Origin of the sequence: Corynebacterium meitnerae, from assembly GCF_027570075.1 — a bacterium.
Taxonomy (GTDB): Bacteria; Actinomycetota; Actinomycetes; order Mycobacteriales; family Mycobacteriaceae; genus Corynebacterium; species Corynebacterium meitnerae.
On sequence record NZ_JAKMUS010000002.1, the window covers coordinates 210,273 to 223,809 of the forward strand.

Here is a 13,537-nt window from a genome sequence, read left to right on the forward strand (position 1 = left end):
CGTAAGGTGGTTCATTGGCTTCGATCTGGCAGAACTGCTGGGGTAGGGGTCGTCGATAAGCGAAAATGAGCAAGAAACATGAACCAGTTCGCACGTGCATAGCCACGCGCCAACTGCTACCAGCAACGAAGCTCTTGCGCGTCGTCGTCGATCCAGATGATCCAACGCAGATTATCCCTGATCCCAAGCGGGTAATGCCGGGACGCGGAGCGTGGATTACTCCCACCCTCCATGCGTGTGAGCAGGCGGAATCGCGCCACGCCTTCGGGCGGGCCCTCCGCGTGTCTGCGAAAGTGGACACTAGCCGTGTACGCAAGTACATCGCCGATATGGAAACCACCATGTCGGCTGGCAAAACAGTAAGTGAAAAGGACTAAAGAACTGATGAGTCTTCAACCATGAAGCAGAAAATGCATCAGCGATGAACGTCATGACCATCGTCTAGAGGTCGCTCGCGTAGCTCTTCAAGCTGCCGTGCCGCCTCTAGCCTGACCAAGAGGAGACACGTGCCCGGAAAGCTACGCGTTCACGAACTGGCAAAACAGCTCGGCGTAACAAGTAAGGAACTACTCGCCACCCTGAAAGAGGAAGGCGAGTTCGTCAAGACTGCTTCTTCCACCATCGAACCCCCGGTGGTGAAGAAGATGATTGCGCTCTACGAAGAGCGCGGTGCCGCTGCCGGCGACGCGAAGGATGAAAAGGCTGAGAAGAAGCCCGCGCCTGCAAAGGCATCGTCCACTAAGGCTGCAGAGGCCCCGAAGACACCAGCGGCGAAGAAGCCGGCTGCCGCAAAGCCAGCCGCGCCGAAGCCAGCCGCTCCGAAACCAGCTGCGCCGAAGCCGGCTGCACCGAAACCGGCAGAGGCTGCAAAGCCTGCTGCCCCCAAGCCGGCTGCGCCAGGCCCGAAGCCTGCAGCGCCGAAACCGGCTGCAAAGAGCGATGCTGCATCCGCGATGCCGCGTCCGATGCCCAAGCCGGGTGGCCGTCCGCGTGTGGCCAACAACCCGTTCTCGTCCAACACCGGTGGCCCGCGTCCGCAGCCGCGTCCAGGTGGCAACCGTGGTGGCGGTGCCGGTGCTGGCGGCGGTCAGCGCCGTGGCCAGGGCGGCCAGGGTGGACAGGGCCAGCGTGGTGCAGGTGCACCCCGTCCAGGCGCACCACGTCCGGGCGCACCGAGCCCGGCAGATATGGCTAATGCGCCGAGCCCAGGCCAGATGCCGTCGCGTGCTGCTACACGTGGTGGCGGCCGTGGCCGTGGTCAGGGTGGCAGCGGTGGCGGCCGTGGTCGTGGCCACGGCGGACCGGGCGCACCGGGTGGTTTTGGCGGTCCCGGTGGCGGGTTCCGCGGCCGTGGCGGTCGTCGCGGTGGCACTGCCGGTGCTTTCGGTCGCCCAGGTGGCGCACCTGGCCGCGGACGCAAGTCCAAGCGCCAGAAGCGTAATGAGTACGAGGAGATGCACGCACCGAACGTCGTTGGTGGCGTTCGCCTGCCGGATGGTGGCGGCAAGACCGTTCGCCTGCGCCAGGGTGCAACTCTGTCTGACTTGGCAGAGAAGATTGGTACCGAGGCATCGAATCTCGTCCAGGCTCTGTTCAACCTCGGCGAGATGGTGACGGCAACGCAGTCTGTCTCCGAGGACACCCTGCAGCTGCTGGGTGCGGAGATCAACTACGAAGTCCAGATCGTCTCCCCTGAGGATGAGGACCGTGAGCTGCTCGAGTCCTTCGATCTGCAGTTCGGTGAGGACGAGGGCGGCGAAGAAGCGCTTGAGCAGCGTCCGCCGGTCGTGTCCGTCATGGGTCACGTTGACCACGGTAAGACCCGCCTGCTGGACTCCATCCGCAACGCCAATGTTGGCCGCGGTGAGGCTGGCGGTATTACCCAGGGCATCGGTGCGTACCAGACTGAGGTCACCCTCGATGGTGAGAAACGCAAGATCACCTTCCTGGATACCCCGGGCCACGAGGCGTTTACCGCCATGCGTGCCCGTGGTGCGAAGTCCACGGACCTGGCCATCCTCGTCGTCGCAGCTGATGACGGCGTGATGCCGCAGACCGTGGAAGCTATCAACCACGCGAAGGCTGCTGATCTGCCGATCGTGGTTGCTGTGAACAAGGTGGATAAGCCTGAAGCTCAGCCGGACAAGATCCGTGGCCAGCTCACCGAGTACGAACTCGTGCCGGAGGAGTACGGCGGTGACACCATGTTCATCGACATCTCTGCGAAGAACGGCACCGGTATCGATGAGCTGTTGGAGGCTGTCCTGCTCACCGCAGACGCAGCTCTTGAGCTCACCGCGAACCCGGACATGGATGCGCAGGGTCTGTCCATCGAGTCTCACCTCGACCGTGGCCGTGGTCCTGTGTCCACCGTCATCGTCCAGCGCGGTACCCTCCGCGTCGGCGATTCCATCGTGGTGGGCGGCAACTTCGGTCGCGTCCGCCGCATGGTTGACGAGTGGGGCAATGACGTGGAAGAGGCAGGCCCGTCCTGCCCGGTCCAGGTCCAAGGCCTCAACGGTGTGCCGGGTCCTGGTGACAACCTGCTCGTGGTCGAGGATGACCGCGTGGCTCGCCAGATCGCTGCACAGCGTGACGCCCGTCAGCGTGCCGCTATGCAGGCGCGCAAGAAGAAGCGCGTGTCCCTGGAGAACCTGGACCAGGCTCTCAAGGAGACGAACACGCTCAACCTCATCCTCAAGGGCGACAACGCCGGTTCGGTGGAAGCCCTGGAGGAGGCGCTGCTCAAGATCGAGATCGACGACGAGGTGGATGTGAACATCATCGACCGTGGCGTCGGTGCGGTCACGCAGACCAACGTCACGCTCGCTGCTGCGTCGGACGCCGTCATCGTGGCGTTCAACGTCCGCTCCGATGGCAAGGCGACGGAGGAAGCCAACGAGGAGGGCGTGGAGATCCGCTACTACTCGGTGATCTACCAGGTCATCGAGGACGTCGAGGCCGCTCTCAAGGGCATGCTCAAGCCGGTCTACGAGGAGCGCGACCTGGGTACCGCGGAGATCCGCCAGATCTTCAAGGCATCCGCTGTGGGTCTCATCGCTGGTTGTATGGTCACCACCGGCAGCGTCAAACGTGGTGCGAAGCTGCGTCTCGTGCGCGATGGCAACGTGATCACGCCGGACGCAACCATCACCTCCCTGCGCCGGGAGAAGGACGATGTCACCGAAGTGGCCAAGGGCTACGAGTGCGGTATGGTCCTGTCCTACCCGGATATCCAGGTGGGCGATGAAATTCAGGCCTACGAAATGGTCGAGGTACCAAGGACGTAGGTGTGGGCTGTAAGGAGATCGTCGATAAGCACATGCTTATCGACGATCTCTTTAGGCCTGTAGACTATGAGCCTGTTCTGCTGCTGACATCAAAGGAGTGACGTTATGGCTGACAACACGCGTGCACAACGACTGGCGAAGAGGATCCAGACGATCGTGGCGAGCGCCATTGAGCGCCAAGTCAAGGACCGCCGCTTGGAGTTGGTCACCGTCACTGATGTCCGCGTGACGGGCGATCTGCACGACGCAACTGTGTACTACACGGTGCGTGGCGCAAATATTGAAGATGAGCCGGATTATGACCAGGCTGCTGAGGCCCTCAACCGTGCTCGTGGCCAGCTGCGCAAGATCGTCGGTGATGAGTTGGGTGTGCGCTTCACCCCGACGCTGGCTTTTGAGCTGGATACCGTCCCGGAGGCGTCGGCCCGCATGGAGGAGTTGCTCGCGCGTGCTCGCGCCCGCGATGAGGAGCTCGCGGAGCTGAAGAAGAACGCGACCCCGGCGGGGGACGCGGACCCGTATAAGACGAGGGACGAGTAGATGGCCGGTGGTATTCAGGCCGAATACCCGGCCTTGTTCGGCCCTGGTGAAGGTAATTTCACTGAGGTCGCTGAGAAGCTTCGCGCTGCGGATGAGGTACATATTGTCACCCACATTCGCCCCGACGCGGACGCGGTAGGTTCTGCTTTCGGCCTAAAGTACGCGCTCGCTGCTCTTGATGTGCCGGCCAAGGTGTACATCGGCCAGAACGTGGAACTTCCGGAAAATATCCGGACGGTGCCAGGTGTGGAAACGGTGGCGTTGGGGAAGCCGCTGCCGGAAACAGGCCTGATTGTGACCACCGATTGTGCGTCCTTGGACCGCACAGGCATGTATCAGGAGGAACTGGCAGCGCATCCAGAACGCGTTGTGGTGATTGATCACCATGCGTCGAATCCAGGGTATGGGGCACTGAATCTTGTGTTGCCGTCTGAATCGACGACGGTGATTATTCGTGAGCTGCTGTCGTACCTGGATGTTGAGCTCACCCCTGACATTGCGTACTGCCTGTACGCGGGCCTTGTCACGGACACCGGAAGTTTCCGCTGGGGCACCTCCCGCATGCACATCCTCGCTGCCGAGTTGATGGAGCACGGTGTGGATACCCGTGCCGCTGCGATGGACCTCATGGATGCGGTGTCAGCGGATGACCTGAAGCTCATGGGCGACGTGATGGCGGGGATGGAAACGCGTGCGGCTGGGCGCTACACCATCTCTGTTTTGGCTATTGATGATGCGCATTTGCGCCACATGAACCAGACCGCGATCGAGTCCATCATTGAGTATTCCCGTGCATTGACCGGCAGCGATATCGGCGTGGTGTTCAAGGAAATTCATCCGGGCTACTGGTCGGTGTCATTGCGCTCGAGCGTGGTGAATGTGGCTGAGGTGGCCGCGATTCACGGTGGCGGCGGACACATCCCGGCTGCTGGCTATTCCGTTGCTGGTTCTGTGGATGATGCGATTAGCGCTCTGCAGAAGTCGGTGTCGGAGCTTCCGTGACAGAAGTAACCGCTAAACGGGTACTTGCTCTTGCGCTTCCTGCATTAGGTGTGCTGGCAGCAAACCCACTGTATTTGCTGCTTGATACTGCCGTGATTGGCCGCCTGGGTGCGGTGGAACTCGCTGCACTGGCGGCAGGCGCCACTGTCCAATCCACGGTGACCACGCAGTTGACGTTTTTGTCCTACGGGACTACCGCGCGGTCTGCGCGTTTTTATGGGGCGGGCAAGAAAGACCAAGCCATTGCTGAGGGCGTGCAGGCAACGTGGGTGGCACTGGGCGTTGGCGCCATTCTGGCCACGCTGGTGTGGATCTTCGCGCGGCCGATCGCACTGTTTCTCACCAACGATCCTGCGGCAGCGGGGCAGGCGGTGTGGTGGATGCGCACCGCTGCTTTTGCCATCCCGCTGACACTGGTGATCATGGCTGGTAATGGCTGGTTACGGGGTATCCAGAACACGCGTTTGCCGTTCGTGTTCACGTTGTTCGGGCTGATCCCCGGCGCTATTGCGCTGCCGTTCCTCGTAGCCAAGTTCGGGCTGGTGGGCTCAGCAGTGGCCAATATCATTGGAATGGGGCTCACGGCTACGGGCTTCATCGTGGCGCTGATGCGCGCACACAACGGGTCGTGGAAGCCACAGTGGCGCGTGATCAAGCAGCAGTTGGTGTTGGGCCGTGATCTGATCGTGCGGTCTTTGTCATTCCAAGTGGCGTTTGTCTCCGCCGCGGCTGTGGCGGGCCGCGTTGGGGTAGCAGCGCTCGCAGCACACCAGATCATGCTGCAGCTGTGGAACTTCCTCACGCTGGTGCTTGATTCCTTGGCTATCGCCGCGCAGACCCTCACCGGCGCTGCATTGGGTACCGGCCGGGTGGATACAGCCCGTGATGTGGGCAAGCAAGTGATTCGTCTCTCTGCTGGATTCGCCCTCATTCTGGCGGCTGTCTTCGCCGTTGGTGGTCCGGCGATCCGGATGATCTTTACCTCTGATCAGGCGGTGCTTAACGCCATGGCGGTGCCCTGGTGGGTGCTCATCGCCATGATCGTGGCCGGGGGAGTGCTCTTCGCGCTCGACGGCGTGCTGTTGGGCGCAAGCGACGCTGCATTTCTGCGCACCCTCACGGTGGCATCAGTGGTCTTTGGTTTCTTGCCGGGTATCGCCGTGGCGTACTGGGCAGGAACGGGGCTCACGGGTATCTGGTGTGGTTTGGCCGCAATGATCGCTTTGCGATTGATTGGTGTGGTGTGGCGATTTAAGTCCATGCGGTGGGCACGCACGGTGGTAGGAACATAAGCACGATGATTAAACGGCCAAGGAAGAAGCGGACCACCACCTTGTGGGCGGTCTCTGATCTGCATGCGGCGGTGAAAGCAAACCAGCCACGGTTGGAGGAGATCCAGCCGAATGATCCTTCTGATTGGCTCATTGTTGCCGGGGACGTAGCAGAACGCACCGAACTTGTGGTTCAGGTGATGCAGCAGCTGGTGGATCGCTTCCACACGGTCATCTGGGTGCCCGGCAACCACGAATTGTTCAGCCGTGGCATGGACCGCTACACGGGGCGTGACAAATATGACCAGTTGGTCAGCAGGCTGCGCGCCATTGGTGTGATCACTCCGGAAGACCCGTACCCGGTGTTCGGGGGAGTGACCATCGCGCCGCTATTCACCCTGTATGACTATTCTTTCCGCGCGCCGATGATGAGCGTGGAAGAGGCACTTGCCTCCGCACGAGCCCGGGAAATTGTGCTTACTGATGAGGTGGCCATCGCCCCATTCGTGGACATCCGCGCGTGGTGCTGGGACAGGTTGACGTACACCACTAGGCGGCTCTCCCGCGTGGAGGGGGAGACCATCCTGGTGAATCACTGGCCGCTCATCCAGGAGCCAACGGACAAGATGCTGTGGCGTGAGATCGCCTTGTGGTGCGGCACCCGGCACACACGTGGGTGGGCGAAGCGCTATAACGCCCGCGCTGTCATCTATGGTCACCTGCATATGCCAGGGGTGGAAACGTATGACGGGGTGGATCACATCGAGGTCTCCTTGGGGTACCCCGATGAGTGGCGGAGGCGTGGCCACGTCCCGCAGTGGCCATTCCCGGTGATGGAGGTGGAACAGTGATTGACCGCGACCTGTTCCCCGAGCCTGCCCGCGTGGTGTACATGTACACCGACCAGAGCAACGGTGACACGGATTTAAGCAACTACCACGAGTTGCACCCGGAAGAACGCATCGTGGTCAGTCGCGCTGTGGATTCCCGGAAGGGCGAGTTCGGCGACGCGCGCTGGTGCGCCCATGAGGCATTGCGCGAACTCGGTGTGGATTCCGTGCACGCGATCTTGCGCGGTGAGCGGGGAATGCCGTTGTGGCCAGAGGGGTACACGGGCTCTCTTACACACACGGAGGGGCTGCGCATCGCGGTGGCAGCGCCGACGAGCCAATTGCGTTCCGTCGGCATCGACGCAGAACCTGCCCAGGCGCTGCCGGAGGGGGTGCTAGATCAGATTGCGCGCTCGCAGGAACGACACTGGGTGGACACCCAGAAGGTAACAGGCAAGGACTGGGCTGACCGCCTGCTGTTCTGTGCCAAGGAAGCCACGTACAAGGCGTGGTTCCCCATGACGTTGCGGTGGCTCGGTTTTGAGGACGCGGAGATTGAAATTCGCCCAGACGGCACCTTCATCGCCTATATCCTTGCCCGCCCCACCCCGGTGCCGTTCATTGAAGGCCGGTGGGTTGTCCGCGGCGGCTATGTGTGCGCTGGGACCTTCGTGCCGCGGGTGGCGCGTTAGAGGGTGGAAGGGCGAGCGACGAAGATCGTCGATAAGCGAGAGCCCTTCTCCTTGACCAGCGCGACAGCGCGGCCATCAGGGCCCACTGCAGCGTGAACACCCTTCAGCCCGCGCGGTTCAAACCATTTCCCCATCGCCAGTGCCGCGTATTCATCCGCCGTGACCTCCAGGACAGGCCAAGCGGCGGTCAAAGCCTCATCGAGTGAGAGGGAGAGCGCCGCGGATTCTTCGAGCTCATCGAGCGTGCGCGCATGCGCGAGGGTGAAGGGCCCAGATGCTTCACGACGCAACGCGGTCAAATGCCCACCCACCCCGAGTGCTTCACCCATATCGCGGGCGAGCGAGCGAATGTAGGTGCCCGACGAACAGTGCACGCGGGCGTGCACATCCACGAAAGACCCCTCGCGGGTGATCTCCGAGACATCGAAGGAGAACACTGTCACGGGTCGCGCCGGGATGACCACTTCTTTGCCTTCGCGGACGAGTTCGTGGGCGCGCTTGCCGTCGATCTTGATAGCAGACACCTTGGACGGCACCTGCATGATGTCCCCGGTGAGCGCGGCGACTTCAGCCATGATCGCCTCATCAGTGAGCGCGGAAGCATCCGCCTGTGAGACGACCTCGCCTTCCGCATCATCCGTCGTGGTGGCAGCACCCAGGCGGAGAGTGGTGGAGTACACCTTGTCATCGGCCACGAGGTGAGCCAGCAGCTTCGTGCCCCGCTCAATGCCAGCAACAAGCACGCCGGTTGCCATCGGATCAAGCGTGCCCGCGTGCCCCACCTTGCGGGTGCCAAAGAAGCGCCGCAGACGCGCCACAACATCATGGCTGGTCATGCCGGCAGGTTTGTCCACAACGACGATGCCGGACGTGGACAGAGGATCAGGGTTTTGGCCAAGGTTCATGTGACTAACCCTATGCACTACGCTAGCGCGAGTGGATATTTTGTCAGGGCTCGCTGAGGTTCCCGCCGGTCTGAATGGTCCGGTGGTCACCATTGGGGTCTTCGACGGGGTGCACCGTGGCCACCAAAAGCTCATTGGGCATGCGGTGGACCGTGCCCGCGCCGCTGGTGTGCCCACTGTGCTGATGACCTTTGACCCGCACCCAGTTGCTGTCTTCGCCCCCGAGTACACCCCGGATGTGCTCATGCCGCTGGAAGAGCGCGCTCGTCTCATCGAAGGGCTCGGCGTGGATTACATGCTGGTCATCGACTTCACCAAGGAGCTCGCGGGGGAGAGCCCGGAGGATTACTTCGTGCAGGTCATCGTGGACAAGCTTCATGCTTCCCGCGTGGTCGTGGGGGAGAACTTCACCTTCGGTGCAGGCGGTTTAGGCACCGCGCAGACGATGCAGGAGCTCGGTGAAAAATACGGCGTCGACGTGGACATCGTGTCTTTGCTTTTCGACGGCTCCTCCCGCGTCTGCTCCACCTCCATCCGCGACGCACTCGAGAAGGGCGATGTGGGTCAGGCATCTGATTTCCTTGGCCGGGCCTTCTCCGTGACAGCACGCGTGGAGCGCGGCGCTGGACGTGGTGGCCGTGAGCTGGGATACCCGACGGCGAACCAGTACGTCTGCGATAACGAAGCCGTGCCAGGTGACGGCGTGTACGCCGGCTGGTTCACCGTGCTGCCTGAGGAGGGGACAAGTCCCATTGACGGTGACATGGAGTTGGGTGTGCGCTACCCAGCGGCGATCTCCGTGGGCACGAACCCGACCTTTGGTGATTCGCGCCGCAGTGTCGAATCCTTCGTGCTGGACCGTGACGCGGATCTGTATGGGCGACTCGCACGCGTGGAATTCGTGGCGAAGGTGCGCGACATGGTGAAGTTTGATTCTGTGGACGAGCTCCTGGAAAACATGGCGCGCGACGTAGCAACCACGCGCACCCTCCTTGAGCGCGCTTAAGGCATGACCAGTTAGGCTTGGGCGCCATGACCCGCAAAATGATTCTGGACCTTGATACCGGCATCGATGATGCCCTCGCTCTCGCCTACGCACTGGGCTCTGAGGAAGTAGACCTCATTGGTGTGACCGGCACCTACGGCAACGTTCTCGTTGAAACCGGTGTGCGCAACACCCTGGCCATCCTCGAACTCTTCGGCCGCACCGACGTTCCGGTGTTCGCCGGCCCCGGCCACGCCAGCGCGAAGGATTCCTTCGAGGTGCTGGAAATCTCCGAGTTCATCCATGGCAAGAACGGCATCGGTGAGGCAGAACTGCCCGAGCCCACGCGCCGGGTGGAGGCCAAGTCCGCGGTGGACTTCCTCGTGGAGTCGGTGGAGAAGTACGGCGATGAGCTCGTGATCGTCCCCACTGGCCCGTCCACGACGATCGCTGCTGCTGCGAAGGTGAGCCAGACGTTTGCGGAGAAAGCCCACATCGTCATGATGGGCGGCGCTCTCACCGTCCCAGGCAATGTGTCCCCGTGGGCAGAAGCCAACGTCAACCAGGACCCGGAGGCAACGGACGCGATCTTCCGCAGCATGGCAGACATCACCATGATCGGTCTGGACGTCACGCTGCAGACTCTTCTCACCACCGCTGAGACCGCGAAGTGGGAAGCCCTGGGCACCCCGGGCGGTGACTTCTTGGCAGCAGCCACGAATTACTACATCGGCGCTTATGACACCACCGCACCGCACCTCGGTGGCTGTGGCCTACACGATCCGCTGGCTGTTGGTGTGGCGATCGACCCGTCGCTGGTGACCACCCTGGACATCAACCTCAAGGTCGACACCGAAGGGGAGACCCGCGGACGCACCATCGGTGATGAAACTCGCCTCAACGATGAGACGAAGACCGCCAAGGTCGCCGTGGCCGTGGACAAGCAGCGCTTCCTCGAGGAGTTCATGCGCCGTCTGACCGGCCTGGCGGAGAAGAGCTAGATCACTAGATCATCGGGTGGGATTACCAGTTTCCGCCCACGGTGCGGTACTCTTTTCAACTCGGTAGCGGCTCGCGTGACTGTGGTTCGCAGCAGTCCCCGCCACTGATTTCCGATGAATGCGAACTGAAATAACCAAGGAGAATAATTCCCATGGCTTTGACCACTGAGAAGAAGGCCGAAATCCTCAAGGAGTACGGCCTGCACGAGACCGACACTGGTTCCCCGGAGGCTCAGGTTGCACTGCTCACCGAGCGCATCAACAACCTCACCGAGCACCTCAAGGACCACAAGCACGATCACCACTCCCGTCGTGGTCTGCTGCTGCTCGTTGGTCGTCGTCGCGGTCTGCTGAAGTACCTGCGCGAGAACAACGTTGAGCGTTACCGTGATCTGATTGCTCGTCTGGGTCTGCGTCGATAAGCAATTAGCTTCGCGACAACCTTGGATAACGGCCGTCACTTTTGGCGGCCGTTTTTTCGTGTGCATAGGGCTTTTTGTGTGACTAGCTGGTAGTGTCCCTGGGTGCAACGAAAAGATTCACCACGGCGGCACCGACGACCGCCACGAACCCATGAAAGGGATCCGTTGAGCAAGAACACAAAGCACACACCGGACAACTCTGTCGAATTCCATGTTGATGAGGAATTCGGCGTGACCGAAACTACCGCCATCCTCGACAACGGGGACTTTGGCACCCGCACCGTCCGGTTTGAAACCGGCCAGCTGGCGCGCCAGGCTGACGGCTCGGTGACCACCTACCTCGATGACGACACGATGCTGCTGGCTACCACCACCGCATCCAACCAGCCGCGCGAAGGCTTCGACTTCTTCCCGCTCACCGTTGACGTGGAAGAGCGCATGTACGCCGCCGGCAAGATTCCCGGCTCGTTCTTCCGCCGCGAAGGCCGCCCGTCCACGCAGGCGATCTTGGCCTGCCGCCTCATTGACCGCCCGCTGCGCCCGACCTTTGTCAAGGGGCTGCGCAACGAAGTCCAGGTTGTCATCACCGTGATGAGCTGGGACCCAGAGGAGTACTACGACGTCGTTGCTATCAATGGCGCATCCGCTGCGACCCAGCTGTCCGGCCTGCCGGTCTCCGGCGCCGTTGGTGGTGTGCGCATGGCTCTCATCGCTGATGAGAAGCACCCGAACGGCCAGTGGGTCGCGTTTCCGAATCACGAGCAGCATGAGAAGGCTGTCTTCGAGATGGTTGTGGCCGGCCGCATCGTTGAGAAGAAGAAGGGCCGCCGCAAGGTCCAGGACGTAGCCATCATGATGGTGGAAGCGGGCGCTGGCGTGAACGTGATGAAGCTGGTTGCCGATGGCGCACCGGCACCGACGGAAGCAACCGTCGCGGAGGGCCTGGAGGCTGCTAAGCCGTACATCAAGACCCTGTGCGAGGCGCAGAACGTTCTGGCTGAGAAGACCGCCAAGGACGCTCAGGAGTTCCCGCTCTTCCCGGCATACAGCGACGAGGTCTTTGACGCTGTGGAGAAGAAGGCCTCCAAGAAGCTGGCCAAGCTGCTCACCATCGCGGGCAAGGCTGAGCGCGATGATGCGACCAACGAGTACATGGAGGAGATCGAGGAGTCCCTCCTGTCCTCCTTCACCGCTGAGGATGCATCCAAGCAGATCCGTGCTGCCTACAACGCGCTGATGAAGCAGATCGTGCGCGAGAAGATCCTCACCGAGGGCTTCCGTATCGACGGCCGTGGTGTCACCGACATCCGCGACCTTGGCGTCGAAGTTGAACTGATCCCGCGCGCCCACGGCTCCGCACTGTTTGAGCGTGGCGAGACCCAGATCCTCGGCGTGACCACCTTGGACATGCTGAAGATGGAGCAGCAGCTGGATTCCCTCCACCCGGAGACCTCCAAGCACTACATCCACCACTACAACTTCCCGCCGTACTCCACGGGTGAGACCGGCCGCGTCGGTTCCCCGAAGCGCCGCGAGATCGGCCACGGTGCGCTTGCTGAGCGTGCCCTCGTGCCGGTGATCCCGTCCAAGGAGGACTTCCCGTACACGATCCGCCAGGTCTCTGAGGCCCTGGGCTCCAACGGCTCTACCTCCATGGGTTCCGTGTGTGCATCGACCCTGTCCTTGTACAACGCTGGCGTGCCGCTGGCTGCACCGGTCGCTGGTATCGCCATGGGTCTTGTCTCTGGCGAGGTTGATGGTGAGACCAAGTACGTCGCCCTGACCGACATCCTCGGTGCCGAGGATGCCTTCGGCGATATGGACTTCAAGGTTGCCGGTACCCCGGACTTCATCACCGCCCTGCAGCTGGACACCAAGCTCGACGGCATCCCGTCGGACGTTCTGGCCAACGCTCTGAACCAGGCCAAGGACGCTCGCGTGACCATCCTGGACACGATGGCTGAGATCATCGAGGGTCCGGATGAGATGAGCCCGCTGGCACCGAAGATCACCACGGTGCACGTGCCCGTGTCCAAGATCGGTGAGGTCATCGGCCCGAAGGGTAAGACCATCAACCAGATCACCGAGGAGACCGGCGCTGACATCTCCATCGAGGATGACGGCACCATCTACGTTGCTGCTGCTACCGGTGAGAGCGCGGATGCTGCGATTGAGCAGATCAACGCGATTGCTAACCCGCAGCAGCCGAAGGTGGGGGAGCGCTACCTGGGCACCGTTGTGAAGACGGTTGCTTTCGGTGCGTTCGTGTCCCTCACGCCGGGTCGTGATGGCCTGGTGCACATCTCCAAGCTCGGCGGCGACAAGCGCATCGAGAAGGTGGAAGATGTGGTCAACGTCGGCGACAAGATCGAGGTGGAGATCGCGGACATCGATAACCGCGGCAAGATCTCGCTCGTGCCTGTCGAAGACTAAACACCTGCTTATCCGCGAAGCCCCCGGCCAGTTCATTCATTTTGAGCTGGCCGGGGGCTCTTTGCCGCTTTCTTTCGCTGGGTGTGTGTAAAAAATTACAACGCGAAAAATCGGCTCGGATGAAATCCCTGGTAGAAAATTTCTACTGTTTGATAGTTACCGCAGC

General features: G+C 61.6%; 12 protein-coding genes. 11 read left to right on the plus strand and 1 reads right to left on the minus strand.

All coding sequences use genetic code 11. From position 1 onward, the window contains the following. Positions 1 to 65: 65 nt before the first annotated feature. From L8U60_RS02530 to L8U60_RS02560, 7 genes are all read left to right on the plus strand, one after another. On the plus strand, positions 66 to 377 hold the full coding sequence (locus L8U60_RS02530) for a YlxR family protein (protein WP_269964819.1): 312 nt from the start codon (positions 66 to 68) through the stop codon (positions 375 to 377). A gap of 129 nt (positions 378 to 506) precedes the next feature. Next, the gene (infB, locus tag L8U60_RS02535) at positions 507 to 3,290 is read left to right on the plus strand and encodes a translation initiation factor IF-2 (protein ID WP_269964820.1); all 2,784 of its coding nucleotides are present in this window, start codon (positions 507 to 509) and stop codon (positions 3,288 to 3,290) included. Between the two features lie 105 nt (positions 3,291 to 3,395). Beyond that, complete coding sequence (gene rbfA / locus L8U60_RS02540; protein WP_269964821.1) at positions 3,396 to 3,830, plus strand: 30S ribosome-binding factor RbfA; 435 nt, start codon at positions 3,396 to 3,398, stop codon at positions 3,828 to 3,830. After that, positions 3,831 to 4,832 (plus strand): DHH family phosphoesterase, encoded by a 1,002-nt coding sequence (locus tag L8U60_RS02545; protein ID WP_269964822.1) that lies wholly within the window; start codon positions 3,831 to 3,833, stop codon positions 4,830 to 4,832. 50 nt (positions 4,833 to 4,882) lie between these two features. Further along, on the plus strand, positions 4,883 to 6,124 hold the full coding sequence (locus L8U60_RS02550; protein WP_269964823.1) for an MATE family efflux transporter: 1,242 nt from the start codon (positions 4,883 to 4,885) through the stop codon (positions 6,122 to 6,124). A gap of 5 nt (positions 6,125 to 6,129) precedes the next feature. Beyond that, positions 6,130 to 6,954, plus strand: coding sequence for a metallophosphoesterase family protein (locus L8U60_RS02555; protein ID WP_269964824.1), 825 nt, complete (start codon positions 6,130 to 6,132; stop codon positions 6,952 to 6,954). Continuing rightward, a complete protein-coding gene (locus L8U60_RS02560) occupies positions 6,951 to 7,625 on the plus strand; it encodes a 4'-phosphopantetheinyl transferase family protein (RefSeq protein WP_269964825.1) in 675 nt (224 codons plus the stop codon). Before L8U60_RS02555 ends, L8U60_RS02560 begins: the two co-directional genes overlap by 4 nt. On the opposite strand, the gene truB is transcribed toward L8U60_RS02560, so the two are convergent. After that, entirely contained in the window at positions 7,622 to 8,530 is a 909-nt protein-coding gene (gene truB, locus L8U60_RS02565) for a tRNA pseudouridine(55) synthase TruB (protein WP_269964826.1), read from the minus strand. The genes L8U60_RS02560 and truB overlap by 4 nt on opposite strands. Before the next feature lie 31 nt (positions 8,531 to 8,561). Between truB and L8U60_RS02570 the strand changes: the two genes are divergently transcribed. The 4 genes from L8U60_RS02570 to L8U60_RS02585 all read left to right on the plus strand — a co-directional run bounded on the left by L8U60_RS02570 (position 8,562) and on the right by L8U60_RS02585 (position 13,371). Then, positions 8,562 to 9,536 carry a bifunctional riboflavin kinase/FAD synthetase gene (locus L8U60_RS02570; RefSeq protein ID WP_269964827.1) on the plus strand — a complete coding sequence of 325 codons (975 nt, stop codon included), beginning with the start codon at positions 8,562 to 8,564 and terminating at the stop codon, positions 9,534 to 9,536. Positions 9,537 to 9,562: 26 nt separating this feature from the next. After that, positions 9,563 to 10,516 (plus strand): nucleoside hydrolase, encoded by a 954-nt coding sequence (locus L8U60_RS02575; protein WP_269964828.1) that lies wholly within the window; start codon positions 9,563 to 9,565, stop codon positions 10,514 to 10,516. A gap of 152 nt (positions 10,517 to 10,668) precedes the next feature. Then, positions 10,669 to 10,938: a 30S ribosomal protein S15 gene (rpsO, locus tag L8U60_RS02580; RefSeq protein ID WP_269964829.1), complete on the plus strand. Its 270-nt coding sequence runs from the start codon at positions 10,669 to 10,671 to the stop codon at positions 10,936 to 10,938. A gap of 165 nt (positions 10,939 to 11,103) precedes the next feature. Further along, positions 11,104 to 13,371, plus strand: a complete 2,268-nt coding sequence (locus tag L8U60_RS02585; protein ID WP_269964830.1) for a polyribonucleotide nucleotidyltransferase — start codon at positions 11,104 to 11,106, stop codon at positions 13,369 to 13,371. Positions 13,372 to 13,537: the final 166 nt, after the last annotated feature.